This is a genomic window from Agromyces sp. NPDC055658, from assembly GCF_053618155.1.
Genome location: NZ_JBSHHD010000030.1, coordinates 33755 through 53275, shown reverse-complemented (window position 1 = coordinate 53275; position 19521 = coordinate 33755). Strand labels below are relative to the sequence as shown.

The 19521-nt window shown below is 70.2% G+C and carries 18 protein-coding genes; 11 read left to right on the top strand and 7 right to left on the bottom strand.

Features of this window, described 5'->3' with window-relative positions:
• Positions 1-163 precede the first annotated feature (163 nt).
• Together aspS and ACWGPE_RS14410 are read left to right on the top strand one after the other, a co-directional pair.
• Positions 164-1513, top strand: a complete 1350-nt coding sequence (aspS, locus tag ACWGPE_RS14415) for an aspartate--tRNA(Asn) ligase (protein ID WP_452048950.1) — start codon at positions 164-166, stop codon at positions 1511-1513.
• A 68-nt stretch (positions 1514-1581) separates the two neighbouring features.
• Positions 1582-2508, top strand: a complete 927-nt coding sequence (locus tag ACWGPE_RS14410; RefSeq protein WP_231428842.1) for a formylglycine-generating enzyme family protein — start codon at positions 1582-1584, stop codon at positions 2506-2508.
• A gap of 28 nt (positions 2509-2536) precedes the next feature.
• Here the strand turns inward: ACWGPE_RS14410 and ACWGPE_RS14405 are convergent, their stop codons facing one another.
• The 5 genes from ACWGPE_RS14405 to ACWGPE_RS14385 form a co-directional block, all read right to left on the bottom strand.
• Complete coding sequence (locus ACWGPE_RS14405; protein WP_275506121.1) at positions 2537-4180, bottom strand: SulP family inorganic anion transporter; 1644 nt, start codon at positions 4178-4180, stop codon at positions 2537-2539.
• Between the two features lie 4 nt (positions 4181-4184).
• A complete protein-coding gene (locus tag ACWGPE_RS14400) occupies positions 4185-5108 on the bottom strand; it encodes an HAD family hydrolase (RefSeq protein ID WP_231428844.1) in 924 nt (307 codons plus the stop codon).
• Between the two features lie 75 nt (positions 5109-5183).
• Complete coding sequence (locus ACWGPE_RS14395; RefSeq protein WP_452048949.1) at positions 5184-7505, bottom strand: sulfatase-like hydrolase/transferase; 2322 nt, start codon at positions 7503-7505, stop codon at positions 5184-5186.
• Between the two features lie 146 nt (positions 7506-7651).
• On the bottom strand, positions 7652-7921 hold the full coding sequence (locus ACWGPE_RS14390; protein ID WP_231428846.1) for a glutaredoxin family protein: 270 nt from the start codon (positions 7919-7921) through the stop codon (positions 7652-7654).
• Between the two features lie 79 nt (positions 7922-8000).
• Positions 8001-8099, bottom strand: a complete 99-nt coding sequence (locus ACWGPE_RS14385; protein ID WP_003792170.1) for a 30S ribosomal protein bS22 — start codon at positions 8097-8099, stop codon at positions 8001-8003.
• Between the two features lie 116 nt (positions 8100-8215).
• On the opposite strand from ACWGPE_RS14385, the gene ACWGPE_RS14380 reads away from it, so the two are divergent.
• Positions 8216-8725 (top strand): GNAT family N-acetyltransferase, encoded by a 510-nt coding sequence (locus ACWGPE_RS14380; protein ID WP_231428847.1) that lies wholly within the window; start codon positions 8216-8218, stop codon positions 8723-8725.
• 117 nt (positions 8726-8842) lie between these two features.
• Here the strand turns inward: ACWGPE_RS14380 and ACWGPE_RS14375 are convergent, their stop codons facing one another.
• The gene (locus tag ACWGPE_RS14375; protein ID WP_452048948.1) at positions 8843-9340 is read right to left on the bottom strand and encodes an anthrone oxygenase family protein; all 498 of its coding nucleotides are present in this window, start codon (positions 9338-9340) and stop codon (positions 8843-8845) included.
• A gap of 84 nt (positions 9341-9424) precedes the next feature.
• Positions 9425-9853: an ArsR/SmtB family transcription factor gene (locus tag ACWGPE_RS14370; protein ID WP_231428849.1), complete on the bottom strand. Its 429-nt coding sequence runs from the start codon at positions 9851-9853 to the stop codon at positions 9425-9427.
• A gap of 72 nt (positions 9854-9925) precedes the next feature.
• On the opposite strand from ACWGPE_RS14370, the gene ACWGPE_RS14365 reads away from it, so the two are divergent.
• From ACWGPE_RS14365 to kdpB, 8 genes are all read left to right on the top strand, one after another.
• Positions 9926-11371 (top strand): TrkH family potassium uptake protein, encoded by a 1446-nt coding sequence (locus ACWGPE_RS14365; RefSeq protein ID WP_374201060.1) that lies wholly within the window; start codon positions 9926-9928, stop codon positions 11369-11371.
• Entirely contained in the window at positions 11364-12032 is a 669-nt protein-coding gene (locus tag ACWGPE_RS14360) for a potassium channel family protein (protein WP_231428850.1), read from the top strand. Before ACWGPE_RS14365 ends, ACWGPE_RS14360 begins: the two co-directional genes overlap by 8 nt.
• 147 nt (positions 12033-12179) lie before the next feature.
• On the top strand, positions 12180-13133 hold the full coding sequence (locus ACWGPE_RS14355; protein WP_452048947.1) for an ATP-binding cassette domain-containing protein: 954 nt from the start codon (positions 12180-12182) through the stop codon (positions 13131-13133).
• Positions 13130-14752 carry an ABC transporter permease gene (locus ACWGPE_RS14350; RefSeq protein ID WP_452048946.1) on the top strand — a complete coding sequence of 541 codons (1623 nt, stop codon included), beginning with the start codon at positions 13130-13132 and terminating at the stop codon, positions 14750-14752. The genes ACWGPE_RS14355 and ACWGPE_RS14350 overlap by 4 nt, the downstream gene beginning before the upstream one ends.
• 28 nt (positions 14753-14780) lie before the next feature.
• On the top strand, positions 14781-15269 hold the full coding sequence (locus tag ACWGPE_RS14345) for a GbsR/MarR family transcriptional regulator (RefSeq protein ID WP_231428853.1): 489 nt from the start codon (positions 14781-14783) through the stop codon (positions 15267-15269).
• Between the two features lie 228 nt (positions 15270-15497).
• Entirely contained in the window at positions 15498-15587 is a 90-nt protein-coding gene (locus ACWGPE_RS14340; RefSeq protein ID WP_122936024.1) for a potassium-transporting ATPase subunit F, read from the top strand.
• Positions 15587-17260, top strand: a complete 1674-nt coding sequence (kdpA, locus tag ACWGPE_RS14335) for a potassium-transporting ATPase subunit KdpA (protein ID WP_452048945.1) — start codon at positions 15587-15589, stop codon at positions 17258-17260. The genes ACWGPE_RS14340 and kdpA overlap by 1 nt, the downstream gene beginning before the upstream one ends.
• A 2-nt stretch (positions 17261-17262) precedes the next feature.
• Positions 17263-19506, top strand: a complete 2244-nt coding sequence (gene kdpB, locus ACWGPE_RS14330) for a potassium-transporting ATPase subunit KdpB (RefSeq protein ID WP_452048944.1) — start codon at positions 17263-17265, stop codon at positions 19504-19506.
• The last annotated feature ends 15 nt before the right edge of the window (positions 19507-19521 follow it).

Genomic DNA, 19521 nt, shown 5'->3' with positions numbered 1-19521 from the left:
GGATGAGCGGACCACCACTCTCGCATGCGGGGGTGGTGGTCCGCTCATCCTGTAAGTCGTGCGGCAGGAGGGCTTCGATAGGCGTCGACGTCGTCGGCGCTGCTCAACCGACGGGAAACCGGCCGAATCGGGCGATCGCCCTGCTCAAGTAGACTTTCCCGCTGTGAACAACCGCACCCTCGTCAAGAACCTCGCCGCCCTGCCCGACGGCCCCGTCACCGTGTCCGGATGGGTCGAGACGGTTCGCGATCAGAAGAAGGTGCAGTTCGTCATCCTGCGCGACGAGACGGGCGCCGTGCAGCTGGTCAACCCCGCCACGCGCGAGCTCGACGAGAGCCAGCAGGGCGACGCCGAGGCATCCGCCCGCCTGGCGACGACCGAGGCGATCTCGGCCCTCGCGCACGGCTCGTTCATCACCGTGACCGGCGAGCTCAAGCACGACGAGCGCGTCAAGCTCGGCGGCATCGAGGTGAAGCTCGCCACGCTCGACGTCGTCGCGGCCGCGAACCCCGAGACGCCCATCGCAGCCGACTCGAGCCTCGACAAGCGCATGGACTGGCGCTTCCTCGACCTGCGCCACCCGAAGCAGAACCTCATCTTCCGCATCCAGACGACGTTCCTGCACGCGCTGCGCGGCGTCTGGGTCGAGAAGGGCCTCATCGAGATCCAGACCCCGAAGCTCATGGCATCGGCCTCCGAGTCGCGCGCCGAGTTGTTCGAGGTCGAGTACTTCGAGGGCAAGGCGTACCTCGCGCAGAGCCCGCAGTTCTTCAAGCAGATGGCGCAGGCCGCCGGCTTCGGCGGCGTGTTCGAGGTCGGCCCCGCGTTCCGTGCCGACCCCTCGTTCACGAGCCGCCACGCGACCGAGTTCACCTCGATCGACACCGAGATCAGCTGGATCGATTCGCACGAAGATGTCATGAACCTCCATGAGGAGCTCATGGTCGCGGGCTTCCAGGCCGTCGTCGACAAGCACGGTGCCGAGATCGAGGAGCTCTTCGACCTCGAGATCCAGGTGCCGTCGCGGCCGTTCCCGCGCATCCCCCTCGCCGAGGCGAAGCAGATCGTCGCCGACCGCGGCTACGTCATCCCCCGCGCCGACGCCGACATGGACCCCGAGGGCGAGCGCCAGATCTCGGCGTACGTCAAGGAGACGTACGGCCACGACTTCGTCTTCCTGACCGACTACGCGGCGAGCATCCGGCCGTTCTACCACATGCGGCACGCGGATGACTCGGAGCTGACGAACTCGTACGACCTCATCTACAACGGCGTCGAGATCTCGACGGGCGCGCAGCGCGAGCACCGCATCGACGTGCTCGTCGAGCAGGCGCGCGACAAGGGCATGGACCCGGAGGAGCTCGAGTTCTACCTCGACTTCTTCCGCTACGGCGTGCCGCCGCACGGCGGCTTCGGCATGGGCCTCGCCCGCGTGTTGATGCTCATGCTCGACGAGCACTCGATCCGCGAGACGACGTACCTGTTCCGCGGTCCGACGCGCCTGCTGCCGTAGTCCCGCGGCGGGCCATCGGCCGGCCGGCGCCGAGGTCGCGCATCCCCGCGAGCCCGTAGGCTCGAGTCATGGTCGACCTCACCCCGCTCATCCGCATCGAGGGCGGCACGTTCCGCATGGGCTCGAACGAGTTCTACGCCGACGAGACGCCCGTGCACGAACGGGAGGTCGACGCGTTCGAGCTCGAGCAGCACCCCGTGACGACCGAGCAGTTCGCGGCCTTCGTCGAGGCGACCGGCTACGTGACCGTCGCCGAGCGACCGCTCGACCCCGCCGACTTCCCGGGTGCCGACCCCGCCGACCTCGTGCCGGGCGGCCTCGTGTTCACGCCCACCTCGGGCCGGGTCGACCTGCGCGACTGGCGCCAGTGGTGGCGGTGGGGCGCGGGCGCGAGCTGGCGGCATCCCTTCGGCGCCGACGGCCCCGACGCGCTCGCCGAACACCCGACGCACCCCGTCGTGCAGGTCAGCTTCGAGGATGCCTCGGCCTACGCCGAGTGGGCCGGCCGACGCCTGCCCACCGAGGCCGAGCTCGAGTACGCCCACCGGGGTGGCCTCGACGGCGCGCGCTTCGCATGGGGCGACGACGAGACACCCGACGGCGAGGTCATGGTGAACCGCTGGCAGGGGCACTTCCCCTACGAGACGAGCGTGGGCTGGGCCGGCACCTCGCCCGTGAAGACGTTCGCGCCGAACGGCTACGGCCTCTTCGACGTGGCCGGCAACGTGTGGGAGTGGACGACCGACTACTACACCCCCCGCCACATCGTGCCGGGCACCGAGGCCGACGCGGTGGACGCTGGGGCCCGGCCGAACCTGCTCGCCGCGGCGTCGGCCGAGCCCGGTTCGCGCATCCCGCGGCGCGTGCTGAAGGGCGGCTCGCACCTCTGCTCGCCCGAGTACTGCCTGCGCTACCGCCCCGCCGCCCGCTCGCCGCAGGCCGACGACACGGCCACGACGCACATCGGCTTCCGCTGCGCCCGCACCGCCGGCTGATTCGATCGACCGCGCCCGGCGGGCGTCGTCAGTTGCCCGAACCCTCCGACGACCTCGCCGAGACCGCTTCGTCGAGCGTCGGGTAGACGCGGCCCGCCGCCTCGAGCCCGGCGAACCAGCGCCCGCGGCGTGCCGCGGCGGCGCCGTCCTCGGGCACGTCCGCGACGCGCAGCTCGACGCCGTCGCCGGCGAGTTCGCGGTCGAGCTCGGCGAGCCCGTCGAGCACGGTCACCGACACGACGTCGAGCCGGGTGAGCTCGAGGGCGACCGCGGTGACGCCGGCGCGCGCCCGCACCGCGTCGAGCACGGCGTTCTCGTAGGCGAGCACGTTCGCGGTGTACATCGGCCCGAGCAGGCGCACCGGCAGCACGCCGTCGCGCGCCTCCCCCACGCGCACCCGCACCCGGTTGAGCTCGCGCAGGATGACGACCATCGTCGCGATGATGCCGACGGCGACCGCGAGCAGCAGGCCCGCGGTGAGGCCGACGACGGCCGTCGACACCGCGATCCAGAAGTCGTTGTGGCTGATCCGCCAGAACCTGGCCAGCGAGCCGAAATCGATCAGGCCGACCACCGCGACGAACACGAGCGAGGCGAGCGTCGCCTGCGGCAGCAGGCTCAGCACCGGGCCGAGGAAGAGCGCGACGAGCACCGCGAGCACGACCGTCACGAGCGTCGACAGCTGGGTTCGCGCGCCCGCCCCCTGGTTCACGGCGCTCTGCGAGAACCCGCCGGCGGACGGCAGCACCTGGAAGAACGATCCCACGGTGTTCGCCGCCGCCGTCGCGAACAGCTCTTGGTTGCTGTCGATCTGCGGCTCGCCCTGTCGGCGGATGCCGCGCGCCACCGCCGCCGACTCGAGGAACGCCATGATCGCGATCGCGCAGGCGCCCGGCAGCATCGGCAGCACGTTCGCGAACGTCGGCAGCTCGAAGGGCGGGAAGCCCTGCGGCACGGGGGCGATGAGCTCCACGCCCTGCTGTTCGATGCCGGTGAACGCGACGAGCAGGATGCCGGCGGCCACCACGATGAGCGGCGCCGGCACCCTCGGCAGGAACGCCTTCATGAGGAACATCGCCGTGATCGAGGCGACCGAGAGCAGCACGGTCGTCACGTGCGCCGAAGGCAGCGCCTCGAGGGCGGCGAGGAACGAACTGAAGAATCCCTCGCCCGACACGTCGGAGGTCTCGCCGAGCAGCTTCGGCAGCTGCCCGACCGCGACCGTCGCCCCGACGCCGATCTGGATGCCGACGATCGTCGCCTGCGAGATGTTCTCGACGAGCGAGCCGAGCTTCGCCGCACGGGCGATCAGCAGGATCAGCCCGACCATCAGCGTCAGCGCGATGAGGTCGGGCACCGGGTCGTCCGAGCCGGCGGCGACCCCCGCCGACACGAGCGTCGTCGCCGTGAGCGTCGCGATCGTCGACGTCGTCGACACGCTCATCGCCCGCGATCCGCCGAGCATCGCGTACACGAACATCGGCACCATGCAGGTGTAGAGGCCGAGCTGCACCGGCAGGTTCGCGATCGTGGCGTAGGCCATCGCCTGCGGCACGACGACGGCGCCCGCCGAGAGCCCGGCGATGAGGTCGGCGCCGAGCCAGCGGCGCTGATACCCGGCGAGCGTCGGGAAGAGCCGGAACCGTCGGGTCGCGTGGGCGGTCGTGCTCACGTGTTCAGCCCTGGGGGAAGATGCGGGTCCAGTCGCGCTTCACGCTGACGACCGCGTACCCGTTGGCGGATGCCTCGGCGAGCACCTTCTCGGCGCCCTTGTCGTACGGGATGTCGCCGCGATCGGTGTCGTCGTCGTGGTGCACGACGAGGGCGAACCCGCCGCCCTTGCGGGTGAAGTCGAGCATCGCCTGGTCGCCGTTCGAGTTGCCTCCGGCGAAGAGCGGGCGGCGGCCGATGCGGCTCCAGATGCGCACCGGCTTCTCGGGGCCGTCGTCGAAGACGTCGAGACCGGCGGCGTAGCGGACCTCGTGCGTCTCGGGGTCGTACGAGAGCCCGAACGCCGAGCCGACGACCCGCTCGGGCGGGATGCCGTAGTTCTGCTGCGTCATCGGGCGCATGAAGTCGCGCTCGCCGCCCGAGACGATGTACACCGAGAACCCGTGCGCCTCGAGGTAGCGCAGCAGCTCGACCATCGGCGCATAGACGGCGTCGGCGTACGGGGTGCCGAGGGTGAGGTGCTTCGCCGTCGCGTAGAACTCGGTGACCGAGGTCGCGTAGTCGTCGACGCTCATGCCGGCGGTCACGCCGACGAGCGCGCCGATGAGGACCTTCAGGTCGCGGTCGTCGCCCGCGTAGTGCTTGTCGATCGCGCCGCCGAGCCACGCGAAGTCACCGGTCACCGCCGCCTTGTACGGCTGCTCGTCGGCGAGCGACGGGTCGGCCGCGGCCTGGGTGCGCCACTGCTCGACGATGTAGTGCAGCTGCGTCGGCATGGGCTTCTCGCTCCACAGCGTGCCGTCGTTGTCGAAGACGGCGACGCGCTCCGACTCGGGCACCGCGTCGGGGCCGGTGGTGACGCGTTCGACGAAGTCCACGATCGCCGCACGGGTCGGAGTGTCGGCCCACGAGGGCAGTTCGTTCGGCATGGGAATCCTCTCGAAACGCGGAACGGGTGCGCGAGGCATCCGCACCCCCGTTCCGCCATTCTGGCAGCGGGCCGCTCAGTCGCTCGCGAGCTTCGCCGCGAATTCCTTCTCGACATCGATGTAGTGATCGTCGGCCACGTCGTACACGACCTCGTGGATCGTGCCGCCCGTGAATTCGAACCGGTTCGGGTACGACGCGGTGACGGTGTCGCCCGAGTCGTAGCCGACGCTCAGGCCCTCGCCGGTCAGTGCGTACCGACCGAGCTGGGTGCGGATCTGTCGTGAGCCGACGGCCTGGTCGTCGACGTAGAGCGTCAGCTCCCCGAGCGCCTCGCCGTGCTCGCCGTTGCCCTGCTTCTCGAACCCGACGCCGACGAGGTGCCGGCCTGCCGCGGGCAGATCGGTCGAGAGGCGCTGCTCGGGCGGAATCCCGAGGAAGTTGTACACGAACGACAGCTTGCCGTCCTGCGCGTAGAGGCTGTACCCGCCGAACCGCGACCCCTGCGCGACGATCACGCCTTCGGTCTCGCCGGTGAGATCGACGTCGGCGATGATCTTGAACGACACCTGCTGGGTGCGGGCGGCGAGCTGCTCCTGCACCTCGGTGGTGCCCGGGTAGTAGGTGTACCGGCCGTCGACCGGCACCGGGCGGTGGTACTCGTGCTCGATCAAGTCGGCGACACCGAGGTCGTTCAGCGGCAGCACGTCGTACTTCTTCGCCTCCGACAGCCAGAGCGCCTTCAGCTCCTCGAGCTTCTCGGGGTACTGCTCGGCGAGGTCGTGCGCCTCGGCACGATCCTCGTCGACGTGGAACAGCTGCCAGCGGTCCTCGTCGAAGTGCCCGAGGCCGATCGGGATGGGACCGTGCTCGGCGACCGCCTTCCACCCCTTGTGCCAGATCCCGCGGGTGCCGAGCATCTCGTAGTACTGCGTCTCCTTCGCGGTCGGCGTGTCGGGGGCATCGAAGGAGTAGTTCATCGCGACGCCGGGCATCGGCGTCTGCTCGACCCCGTCGACGACCGCGGGGGCCTCGACGCCGCATGCCTCGAGGATCGTCGGAACGATGTCGATGCAGTGGTGGTACTGGCTGCGCACCTCGCCTTTGGCGGCGATGCGTGCGGGCCAGCTGATGACCAGGGGGTCGGCGGAGCCGCCCGCGTACGAGTAGCGCTTGAACATGCGGAACGGGGTGGAGAACGCGGCCGCCCAACCGGTCGGATAGTGGTTGTAGGCCTCGGGTCCGCCGAGCTTGTCGATCATGGAGAGGTTCTGCTCGATGTCCTCGGGGTAGCCGTTGAAGAACAGGTTCTCGTTGATCGATCCGTTCGGGCTTCCCTCACCGGAGGCGCCGTTGTCGGCGGCGTAGATGATGAGCGTGTTCTCGAGCTGGCCCGACTGCTCGAGGTGGTCGATGACCCGGCCGATCTGGGCGTCGGTGTACTCGGAGAACCCGGCGTACACCTCGGCAGTGCGCGAGAAGAGCGCCTTCTCGGCGTCGCTGAGCTCGCTCCACGGACGCACGGAATCACCGGGCGAGAAGGTGCCCTCGGTCATCGGGTTGAGCTCGGTGAGCTCGGTGCCCTCGGGCAGGATGCCGCGCTCGACCATGCGCGGCAGCACCCACTCGCGGTACGCCTCGTACCCGTCGTCGAACTTGCCCTTGTACTTGTCGATGTACTCCTGGGGCGCGTGGTGCGGCGCGTGGTTCGCGCCGGGGCAGAACCAAAGGTACCACGGCTTGTCGGGGTCGGACTGCTTCGTGTCGCGGAGCATCCGGATCGCCTGGTCGGCGAGGTCCTTCGAGAGGTGGTAGCCCTCTTCGGGCGGATAGGGCTGGTCGATGTAGTGGTTGTCGACCGCGAGGTCGGGGTACCACTGGTTCGTCTCGCCACCGATGAAGCCGTAGAACCGGTCGAAGCCATGGCCGAGCGGCCACTCGCTGCGGTTCGAGCCGCTCGAGATCGCGTTGACCGGCACGTTGTGGTTCTTGCCGACCCAGAACGTCGACCATCCGGCGTCGCGGAGGATGCGCGCGATCGACGCGTTCGACTTCGGGATGTGGCCGTTGTAGCCGGGGAACCCGACCGCTGATTCGGAGATGGTCGCGAAGGCATTCTGGTGATGGGTCCGCCCGGTGAGGAAGCTCGACCTCGTGGGCGAGCACAGTGCGGTCGTGTGCCACTGCGAGTAGGTCAGCCCGTTCGCCGCCAGCCGGTCGAGCGTCGGCATCTCGATGCGACCGCCGTACGGCGACCACGCCGCGAGGCCGGTGTCGTCGAACAGGATGACGAGGACGTTCGGGGCACCGTCTGGCGCCTTCTGCTCCTCGTACGCCTCCCAGTCGGGTGTCGAGTCCCGGATGTCGAGTTCGATCCTGCCCCTGAATTCTCGTGCCACGACGTGCTCCCCTCCGAACGGTGGGGAGCAGACCCGTGCCCCCCCGCTCGTCACCCTAGCCACGGGCACCACGGTGCGCCACAGAATCGCGGCGGACTCGGAGTGATGAGGCACGCTCAACACGGCGCCCCGCGATCTGGGTGCGCTCAGGCCTTCGCGCAGATCGCCGTCTTCAACCGCACGGGGTCGACGCGCCAGTAGTCGTGCACCTCGCCGTCGATGAGCAGCACCGGGATCTCCTCCGCGTACCGGTTGCGCAGCGCCTCGTCGTCGAGGATCGACTGCTCGTCGAGGGCCACGTTGCGCGAGGCATCCTTCTCGAACTCGGCCATGACCGCCTGCACGACCTCGCGCGCGTCGTCGCAGAGGTGGCAGCCGGGCTTGCCGATGAGGGTGAGCTGGATGTCTCGGGCCATGGCTCGATCGTACGTCGCCGAAGACAGCGAAAAGCGCCGAACCCCGAAGGGCTCGACGCTCAGCTGCAGTCGCGAGCGACTACTTCTTGTTGCGACGCTGGTGGCGCGTCTTGCGAAGAAGCTTGCGGTGCTTCTTCTTCGCCATGCGCTTGCGACGCTTCTTGATGACGGAACCCATCAGAACCTCACAGAGAAAGATCGTGCCGGCCGCGCGTGCCGCAGCCGAAGGCAGAAAGCCTCGGAGTAGTCTAGCCGATTCCCGAAGCGTTCTCGTTCACGCGCTACCGTCGAGTGATGCACAGCCCCGACTTCGTGATCCGTTCGACGACCGCCGACGACTGGCAGGCGGTGCGCGCACTGCGCCTCGAGATGCTGCGCGACTTCCCGATCGCGTACGGCGAGACGCTCGAGCACGCGCTCGACGTCGACGAGGCGGGGTGGCGGCTGCGCGCGGCACGCGGCGAGCACACCGACCAGGCGGTGCGGGTCGCGATCGACGGAGCCAGGTGGGTGGGCACGATGGCCGGCTACATTCCGGATGCCGCGACCGGGCCCATGCTCGTCGGCGTCTACGTCGCTCCCGGGTACCGCGGCGACGCCGCGGGCGTCTCGCGGGCGCTGCTCGAATCGGTCGAGCGGTGGGCGCTCGGCTTCGCCGACACCCTGCGGCTCGAGGTGCACGAGACGAACGCGCGGGCCATCCGCTTCTACGAGAAGCTCGGCTTCACGTTCACCGGCCGCGACCGCCCGTACGAGCTCGCCCCCGGCGGCCTCGAGCTCGAGATGATCAAGCCGCTCCGCTGACGCCGAGCGCGCCCATCCTCAGCCGGCGAGTCGCCGAAAAGTGCTCCTCAGCGCTCGCCGAAGAGCGTCTTTTGGCGACTCGATCGTGTGGGGGGCGTGGGCGGGGCCGGGACGGACCTAGGGGGCGACGAGGGGGACGACGAGGGGAACGACGAGGCCCGCGCACGCGGCGGCGGAGGCGAGCCAGCGCACGTGGTTCCAGGCGAGCCACGCCGCGCGAAACTCGTGCCAGGCCGCGGCGAGAGCTGCGGCATCCGCCCCGGGAACGGCGGCCAGGCGGTTGTTTCGCGGAACGTTCGCGCCCGCGGTGACGCCGACCGCACCGACGACATAGACGATTGCAGCCGCGATCACCCACCACGTCGCGTCGGCGAGCTGGCCGACGAACCCGAGCACGACGAGCACCACGAGCACGAGCCCCGTGCCGAAGAGCGCGAGCATGAGCGGCGGGCGCGGCGCCGTCACGTTGATCTCGCGCATCGCCCGGGCGGCGTCGGCGGGCGGCAGTCGATCGAGCCCCTGCACGACGAATCCCGAGAATGCGAAGAAGACGCCCGAGACGGTTCCGGTGCCGACGATGCCGACGACGATGAGGACGGTGGCGACGATGCTCATCGGGACAGTCTGGCGGAAGTTGCCCGAATCCCGGGCCTTGCGACGCGCGCCGGCGCACGTTGCACGACCGCCGGGGTCGGGAGGCTACTTGCGCTTGACGACGGCGGTGACCTGGTGCGCGGTCTCGGCGAACGCCTTGCCGATCTTCGAGGCGAAGGCGAGCTGATCGTCGTTCAGCGCCACCTCGTGCGAGTCGGCGCCGGCCAGGGTCGCGGCATCGGCCGCGGCATCGGATGCCGTGAACGGAATGAGCCAGTCTTCGATCGTCTCGAGCGGCGCGCGGTCGAGGCGGTAGTACCGGTGCTGGCCCTCTTCGCGCACCGCGACGAGGCCCGACTCGCGCAGCACCTTGAGGTGCTTCGAGACCGTGGGCTGGCTCGTGCCGAGCGCGGCGACGATCTCGGAGACGCTGATCTCCCCGCCGGACTGCGGCACCGTCGTCTCGCGCTCGAGCAGCACGGCGAGGATGTCTCGCCTGGTCGCGTCCGCCACGACGTCGAAGATGTCAGCCATGCCCCAAGGGTAGTCATTCGGGGCGGGGAGTACCATGACACTCGCGCCGGGTAGGGCTGACGAGGGGGGTCGATGCGCGCACAGCGGGTGAGCCGCCTCGGTCGAGTCGACCGGCGTTCGTGGCTCGGGCGTCTTCGCGACGGCGTCGACGCGTTCATGAAGAGCTCGCCGTCGCGCTTCGCGATCGTCGTGTTCGCGGCGCTCATCCTGCTGTTCACGGTGCTCTTCTCACTGCCGATCGCGCGTGCCGGCGAGGCATCCTCGGCGCCGCTCTACGACGCGCTCTTCACGGCCGTCTCGGTCATCTGCGTGACCGGCCTCGCGACGGTCGACATGGCGACCTACTGGTCGCCGTTCGGCCACGCGCTCGTCTACATCGGTGTCAACATCGGCGGTGTCGGCGTGCTGACGCTCGCGACGACGCTCGGCTTCGTGATCTCGCGCCGGCTCGGGCTGCGGGCGAAGCTGATGGCCGCGAGCGACACCAACCCGTCGCGCATCCACGTCGGCCCCGTCGCCGAGCGGCAGGCGGTGCGACTCGGCGAGGTCGGCGGACTGCTCTTCACCGTCGCGGTCAGCGCGTTGGTCATCGAGGGCGTCATCGCCGTCGCGCTGCTGCCGAGCATGCTCGCGGCGGGCTACGACGGCTGGCATTCGATCTGGTACAGCCTCTACTACTCGGCGATGGCGTTCACGAACACGGGCTTCTCGCCGAACCCCGGCGGGCTCGAGCCCTTCGTCGACGACTACTGGATGCAGACGATGCTCATGCTCGGGGTGTTCCTCGGCGCGCTCGGCTTCCCGGTGATCTTCGCGCTCGCCCGCGCCTGGCGCACCCCGCGCAAGTGGAGCGTGCACGTCAAGCTCACCCTCACCACGACGACGATCCTCCTCGTCGCCGGCGCGGCGATGTTCCTGCTGCTCGAGCACGCCAACCCGAAGACGTACGGTCACCTCGACGCGGGGCCGACGATCTTCCAGTCCCTCTTCATGTCGATGATGACGAGGTCGGGCGGCTTCGCGACGATCGACATGCACGACCTGTACGGGTCGAGCCAGCTCGTCAGCAGCATGCTCATGTTCATCGGCGGCGGCTCGGCGTCGACCGCGGGCGGCATCAAGGTGACGACGCTCGCCGTGCTGTTCCTCGCCGCCTTCGCCGAGGCGCGCGGCGCCCCCTCGATGGAGGCGTTCGGCCGGCGCATCCCCCGCGACATGCTGCGCCTGTCGGTGAGCGTCGTGCTGTGGGGCGCCACGATCGTGGCGGTCGCGTCGATCGCGATCCTGCAGATCACGAAGGCGCCGTTCGAGAACGTGCTCTTCGACGTCATCTCCGCGTTCGCGACGTGCGGCCTGTCGACGGGGCTCACCGCCGACCTGCCGCCCGAAGGCGTCTACGTCATGGCCGCGACGATGTTCATGGGCCGTGTCGGCACCGTGACCCTCGCCGCGGCACTCGCCGCGAGCCAGCGCCGCCAACTGTTCAAACGACCGGAAGAGAGGCCCATCGTTGGTTGACAAGATCAGGCACGACGCCCCGGTGCTCGTGATCGGCCTCGGCCGGTTCGGCGCCGCCACCGCCGGCCAGCTCGACCGGCTCGGCCGCGAGGTGCTCGCCGTCGACACCGACGAGAACCTCGTGCAGAAGTGGTCGGAGCGGGTCACCCACGCCGTGGTCGCCGACGCGAAGTCGATCGACGCCCTCAAGCAGATCGGCGCGCAGGACTTCTCGATCGCCGTCTGCGCGGTCGGGTCGTCGATCGAGGCGTCCGTGCTCATCACCGCGAACCTCGTCGACCTCAAGATCCCCCAGATCTGGGCGAAGGCGATCTCGGCGTCGCACGGCAAGATCCTGCAGCGCATCGGCGCGAACCACGTCATCTACCCCGAGCGCGAGGCCGGCGAGCGCACCGCCCACCTCGTGTCGGGCCGCATGCTCGACTTCATCGAGTTCGACGACGACTTCGCGCTCGTGAAGATGTACCCGCCGAAGCCGATCCGCGGCAAGAACCTCACCGAGTCGGGCGTGCGCTCGAAGTACCGCGTGACGGTGGTCGGCGTGAAGAGCCCGGGCAAGCCGTTCACGTACGCGACCGAGAACACGGTCGTGTCGAACCACGACCTGATCATCGTGTCGGGCACCGAGGGCGACATCGAGAAGTTCGCGGCGCTCGAGTAGGCGGGGGGCGGATGCCTGGGACCGCGCGGCGACAGGGCGGTGGTCTCGATACGGCGCTTCGCGCCTCCTCGGCCGACCGGGAACCCTCCCGTTAGTGTTCCGTTAGGGAGATTCACAAATTTGTGAATCAGGCGTAGCATCGCGCTCATGACGACAGTGATCAGCGCCAGCGGCCTCGAGAAGCGATTCGGCCGCACCGTCGCGCTCGACGGGCTCGACCTCGAGGTCGGCGCCGGCGAGGTGCACGGTTTCCTCGGCCCGAACGGCGCAGGCAAGTCCACCACCATCCGCATCGTGCTCGGTCTCGCCCGGGCCTCCGGCGGCTCGGCCGCGCTCTTCGGGCAGGACCCGTGGAAGCACGCGGGCGAGCTGCACCGCCGCGTCGCGTACGTGCCCGGCGACGTCAGCCTCTGGCCGAACCTGACCGGCGGCGAGGCGATCGACCTGCTCGCACGGCTCCGCGGCGGCACCCACGACAAGGCCGGCTACGCCGCCCGCAAGCAGCGCCTGCTCGAGGTCTTCGACTTCGACCCGCGAAAGAAGGGCCGGGCCTACTCGAAGGGCAACCGGCAGAAGGTCGCCCTCATCGCCGCCTTCGCGTCGCCCGCCGAGCTCTACATCCTCGACGAGCCGACGAGCGGTCTCGACCCGCTCATGGAGCAGGTCTTCAACCGCGAGATCGCGCGCGTCTCCCAGGAGGGGGCGACCGTGCTGCTCTCGAGCCACATCCTCTCCGAGGTCGAGGAGCTCTGCGACCGGGTGAGCATCATCCGCGCAGGGAAGACCGTCGAGTCGGGCACGCTCGCCGAGCTGCGCCACCTCACGCGGACCGAGATCGCGTTCGCCGCCGACGGCATCGACCCGACCGTGCTCGCGGCCGAGGTGGACCGCATCCCCGACGCCCACGACCTCCTCATCGACCACGGGCGGGTCAGCTTCACGGTCGACAGCGACCGCGTGGCATCCGTGCTGCCCGATCTCGCCCGCCTCGACGTGCACGGCCTCACCGTCTCGCCGCCCTCGCTCGAGGAGCTGTTCCTGCGTCACTACGGCGACGAGCTCCGCGAGCGCACGGATGTCTCGGAGGAGGCGCTGGCATGAGCACCCTCGGCACGCTGCTCAGGCAGCGGCTGCGCCGCGACCGCCTGCAGCTCGCCCTCTGGATCGTCGGCATCGGCGTGCTCACTTACGGGTCGGTCGCCGCCGTGCTCGACACCTACGGCGACGAGGCGGAGCGCAACCAGATCCTGCAGGTCGCGACCGCGAGCCGCACGATCCTCGTGTTCCGCGGCACGCCGAACGGCGCTGACCTCGGCGCGTTCACGTTCTTCGAGCTGTTCGCGTGGCTCGCCCTCATGGGCGGGCTCATGAGCACGTTCCTCGTCACGCGCCACACCCGCGCGGAAGAGGAGCAGGGCCGCGCCGAGCTCATCGCCGCGACCCCGGCCGGCCGTGTGAAGCCGACCGTCGCGACCCTCGTGCACGGCGTTCTCGCGAACCTCGTGCTCGGCCTCGTCGTCGCGCTCGCGCTCATCGGCACCGGCCTCGACGCCGACGGCTCGTGGGTGACCGGCGCGGCGATGGCCGCGACGGGCATGGCGTTCGTCGCGATCGGGCTGTTCGCCGCCCAGCTGTTCCGCACCTCGCGCGGGGCGAACGGCGCGGGCGTCGCGGTCGTCGTGGGGGCGTACCTGCTGCGCGGCATCGGGGATGCCGCCGGCACGCCGTCCGACGACCTGCTGCACGTCACCCCGGCCTGGCCGAGCTGGCTCTCGCCCATCGGCTGGGGGCAGGCGACGGGCGCGTTCGTCGAGAACGAGCTGTGGCCGCTCCTGCTCGCGCTCGGCGTCTCGGTGGTGCTCGTCGCGATCGTGTTCGCGCTGCAGTCGGTGCGCGACCAGGGCGCGAGCCTGCTGCCCGGCCGCAAGGGGCGCGCGTCGGCGAGCTGGGCCCTGTCGAGCTCGTTCGGGCTCGCCTGGCGGCTCAACGTCTCGACGCTCATCGCGTGGGCCGTCGGCGCGGCCGTCGCCGGGCTCACCGCGAGCTCGCTGTCGGGGCTCATCGACGAAGTCAGCGGCGACGTCCCGCAGGTCGTCGACACCCTGCAGGCCGCCCTCGGCGGCGGGGCGACGCTCGAGCAGGCGTTCATCGCGATGTTCTTCAGCATCATCGGCATCCTCGCCGCGTGCTGCGCCGTGCAGGTCGCGATCCGCGCCCGCCAGGAGGAGGCGCACGGCACCGCCGAACAGGTGCTCGCGACGCCGGTGCCGCGCATGCGATGGCTGCTCGAGTACTGGCTCGTCGGCGTGCTCGTGATCGTGGTCGTGCTCGCCGCGGCCTGGCTCGGCGGGCTCGCCGGTTCCGGTGCGTCGAACACCCCGTCGGACCTGGTGCCGCTCATCTCGCAGGCCGCCCTCGCGCAGCTGCCGGTCTCGCTCGTCTTCCTCGGCCTGACCCTGCTCGTGTTCGCGCTGCTGCCGCGGTGGACGATCGGCCTCGGCTGGTCCATCGTCGGCGTCGCAGCGATCGTCGGCGTCTTCGGTCCGCTGCTCGGCGCGCCCGACTGGATGGTCGACCTCTCGCCGTTCACCCACTCGCCGGTGCCGACCGGCGACGACATCGACTGGTCGGGCGGCTTCTGGATGATCGCGATCGGACTCCTCGCCGCGGCGCTCGCGGTCGTGTCGATGCGGCGGCGCGAGCTCGCCTCGGGCGCCTGACCCGACCTTGGACTGGAAGAATCGAAGGATGGCACGCGACGAGCAGGCACTGAGCACGGCGGTCGAGCAATCGGCCGCCGTGCTCACGGCCGCCGGCTTCCCGAAGATGCCGGCGCGCGTGCTGATGGCGCTCCTCGTCGCCGACGAGGGCGGGCTCACCGCCGCCGAACTCGGCGAGTCGCTCGGCGTGAGCGCCGCCGCGATCTCCGGCGCGGTCAGGTACCTGCGCTCCCTCGGCATCATCCACCGGATGCCGCATCCGGGCAGCCGGCGCGAGCGCTGGGAGATCTTCGACGACGCGTGGTACACGGCGCTCGCCGGCAAGAACTCGGTCTACGGCACCTTCGCCGAGACCGCCGCGCAGGCGATCGACGCGATCGGCGACCCCGAATCCGCCGGTGCCCGGCGCACGGGCGAGATGGTCGCGTTCTTCCGCTTCATCGAGGGCAAGATGCCCGAGCTCCTCACCGAATGGGAGGCGCTGCGCGCCGCCTCCGCTTCGGCCCCGGTCGAGTAAGCAGGGCGTAGGCACCGCGCGGGGCGGGCGTTAGGGGTCCGTGAGGATCGGCCGCGAGGCATCCCGGGCGGTGTTGCATCGGGGGTGCAGCGCAGGGGCGCTGCCCGCCGCCGCGTGAGCGGGGCGGATCCCGAACCCTGGAGTCTCCGTGCTCGACATCGTCTACCTCCTCGGCATCCTGGCCGTGTTCGTGGTCGTCGGCCTCATCGCCAAGGGGGTCGAGAAGCTGTGATCGTGTTCGAGCTCCTCGCCGCCGCGCTGGGCGTCGCCGCCGTCGTCTACCTCGTGGTCGCACTCGTGAAACCCGAGCGCTTCTGATGGCGGCCCTCCTCGCCGTCGCGCAGGCGGCGACCCTCGCACTCGTCCTCGGCCTGCTGTACCGCCCGCTCGGCGACTACATGGCCCGCATCTACACGAGCGACCGCGACCTGAAGGTCGAGCGCGGCCTGTACCGCCTGATCGGGGTCGACCCCCGCGGCGAGCAGTCGTGGCCCGCGTACCTGCGCGGGGTGCTCGCGTTCTCGCTCGTCGGGCTGCTGCTGGTCTACGCGCTGCAGCGCATGCAGGCCGTGCTGCCGTACTCGCTCGGCCTGCCGGCCGTGCCCGAGGGGCTCGCCTTCAACACCGCCGCGTCGTTCGTCGCGAACACGAACTGGCAGTCGTACTCGCCCGAGCTGACGATGGGCTACACCGTGCAGCTCGCGGGCCTCGCGGTGCAGAACTTCGTCTCGGCCGCCGTCGGCATCGCGATCGCCGTCGCCCTCGTGCGCGGCTTCGCGCGACGCGGCTCGGCGACGATCGGCAACTTCTGGGTCGACCTCGTGCGCGGCGCGTTCCGGCTGCTGCTGCCCCTCTCGATCGTGGGCGCGATCGTGCTCGTCGTCGGTGGCGTCGTGCAGAACTTCAACGGGTTCACCGAGGTCTCGACCCTCGCCGGAGGCACCCAGCAGCTGCCCGGCGGCCCCGTCGCGAGCCAGGCGGTCATCAAGCTCCTCGGCACGAACGGCGGCGGCTTCTTCAACGCGAACTCGGCGCACCCGTTCGAGAACCCGACCGCGTGGACCAACCTCTTCGAGGTCGTGCTCATGCTCGCGATCCCGTTCGCGCTCCCCCGCACATTCGGCCGCATGGTCGGCTCGAACCGGCAGGGCTACGCGATCCTCGCGGTCATGGCGACGCTCTACGTGGTCTCGCTCGTGACCCTCAGCGCGCTCGAGGCGGCCGGCAACGGCACGGCGCCGCAGCTCGCCGGTGCCGCGATGGAGGGCAAGGAGGCGCGCTTCGGCATCTTCGGATCGACCCTGTTCGGCACGACCTCGACGCTCACCTCGACCGGCGCCGTCAACTCGATGCACGACTCGTTCACCGCCCTCGGCGGCATGATGCCGATGCTCAACATGATGCTCGGCGAGGTCGCCCCCGGCGGCGTCGGCTCGGGCCTCTACGGCATGCTCGTGCTCGCGGTCATCGCGGTGTTCATCGCCGGCCTGCTCGTCGGCCGCACCCCCGAGTACCTCGGCAAGAAGATCGGCCCGCGCGAGATCAAGCTCGCGAGCCTCTACATCCTCGTGACGCCGACGCTCGTGCTCGCGGGCACCGCGCTGAGCTTCGCGATCCCCGGCGTGCGGGAGGACGTCGAACACGTCTCGATCTGGAACCCCGGCGTGCACGGCATGAGCGAGGTGCTCTACGCCTTCACGAGCGCGTCGAACAACAACGGTTCGGCCTTCGCGGGACTCACCGCGAACACGCCGTGGCTGAACACCGCGCTCGGCGTCGCGATGCTGCTCGGCCGGTTCGTGCCGATTGTGTTCGTGCTCGCGCTCGCCGGCTCGCTCGCCGCGCAGCGGAAGGTGCCCGAGACCGCCGGCACCCTGCCGACCTACAAGCCGCAGTTCGTCGGTCTGCTGGTCGGCGTCACCGTGCTCATCACGGCCCTCACCTACTTCCCCGTGCTCACGCTCGGACCCCTCGCAGAAGGACTCAGCTAGTCATGTCGCTCACCACCGCCTCGCACGGTTCGGATGCCTCGGCCTCCGCCGGCGCGACCGAAGAGCACCACCCGCACCCGCACCCGAGGCCGAAGGCCCCGTTCGGTCTGCGCCAGCTCGTCACCGCCCTGCCGGGCGCGCTGCGCAAGCTCGACCCGCGGCAGATGTGGCGCAACCCCGTCATGTTCCTCGTCGAGGCCGGCGCCGTGCTGACGACGGCGCTCGCGATCGCCGAGCCCTTCCTCGGGGGCCCGGGCACCTCTGGCGGCAGCGCCGTGCCGCCGAGCTTCACCTGGGCGATCGCCGCCTGGCTGTGGCTGACCGTGATCTTCGCGAACGTCGCCGAGGCGGTCGCCGAGGGCCGGGGCAAGGCGCAGGCCGACACCCTGCGCAAGACCCGCATGTCGACGATCGCACACCGCGTCGACGCGTACGACGAGGTGTCCGACGCCCTGGCCGAACGCAGCGCCCCGACCGACGTCTCGTCGGTGGACCTGCGGCTCGGCGACCTCGTCGTCGTCTCGGCCGGCGAGCTCATCCCGGGCGACGGCGACATCGTGCAGGGCATCGCCTCGGTCGACGAGTCGGCCATCACGGGCGAGTCGGCACCGGTCGTGCGCGAGTCGGGCGGCGACCGCTCTGCCGTGACGGGCGGCACCCGGGTGCTGAGCGACCGCATCGTCGTGCGCATCACCTCGAAGCCCGGCGAGACCTTCGTCGACCGCATGATCGCCCTCGTCGAGGGCGCCGCCCGGCAGAAGACGCCGAACGAGATCGCGCTGAACATCCTGCTCGCGAGCCTGTCGATCGTGTTCGTCGTGGTCGTGCTCACGCTCAACCCGATCGCCTCGTACGCGGCGTCGCCGGTCAGCATCACCGTGCTGGTCGCCCTGCTCGTGTGCCTCATCCCGACGACGATCGGCGCCCTGCTCTCGGCGATCGGCATCGCCGGCATGGACCGCCTCGTGCAGCGCAACGTGCTCGCGATGTCTGGCCGCGCGGTCGAGGCCGCGGGCGACGTCACCACGCTGCTGCTCGACAAGACCGGCACCATCACCTACGGCAACCGCCGGGCGAGCGAGTTCGTGCCGATGCCCGGCATCGACGAGGCCGAGCTCGTGCGGGCGGCGGCGCTCGCCTCGCTCGCCGACCCCACCCCCGAGGGGTCGTCGATCGTCGAGCTCGCCGCAAGCCGCGGCTGGGCCCCCGCGCCCCGAGGCTCCGCGCAGCGCGCCAGCGATGCGTGGAGTGGGCGTGGGGACCGGTTCGAAGCGGCGCCCGAGGGCGAGGTCGTGCCGTTCACCGCGCAGACCCGCATGTCGGGGCTCGACCTGGCCGACGGCACGATCCTGCGCAAGGGCGCGGGCTCGGCCGTGACGGCCTGGGTCGAGGCATCCGCCCCGATCGACCGTGCGACGGCCGGCGAACTCGCCCGGCGCGTCGACGCGATCTCGGCCGGCGGCGGCACCCCGCTCGTCGTCGCGGTGCACGAGCCGGGGTCGGCACCGCGTCTGCTCGGCGTCGTGCACCTCAAGGACATCGTGAAGGACGGCCTCGTCGAGCGGTTCGCCGAGCTGCGCGCGATGGGCATCCGCACCGTCATGATCACGGGCGACAACCCGCTGACCGCGAAGGCCATCGCCGCCGAGGCGGGCGTCGACGACTACCTCGCAGAGGCCACCCCCGAGGACAAGCTCGCGCTGATCCGCCGCGAACAGGAGGGCGGCAACCTCGTCGCGATGACCGGCGACGGCACGAACGACGCTCCCGCGCTCGCGCAGGCCGACGTCGGCGTCGCGATGAACACCGGCACGTCGGCCGCGAAGGAGGCCGGCAACATGGTCGACCTCGACAGCGACCCGACGAAGCTCATCGACATCGTGCGCATCGGCAAGCAGCTGCTCATCACGCGCGGTGCGCTCACGACGTTCTCGATCGCGAACGACGTCGCGAAGTACTTCGCGATCATCCCGGCGATGTTCGCGGGCGTGTTCCCGGGACTCGAGGCGCTCAACCTCATGCAACTGCACTCCCCCGCGTCGGCGGTGCTGTCGGCGATCGTGTTCAACGCGATCGTGATCGTCTTCCTCATCCCGCTCGCACTGCGCGGCGTGAAGTACCGGCCCGGCGACGCGAGCTCGATCCTCAGCCGCAACCTGCTCGTCTACGGACTCGGCGGCATCATCGCCCCGTTCATCGGCATCAAGCTCATCGACCTCGTCATCAGCCTCATCCCGGGCTTCTAGGCCGAAAGGAACATT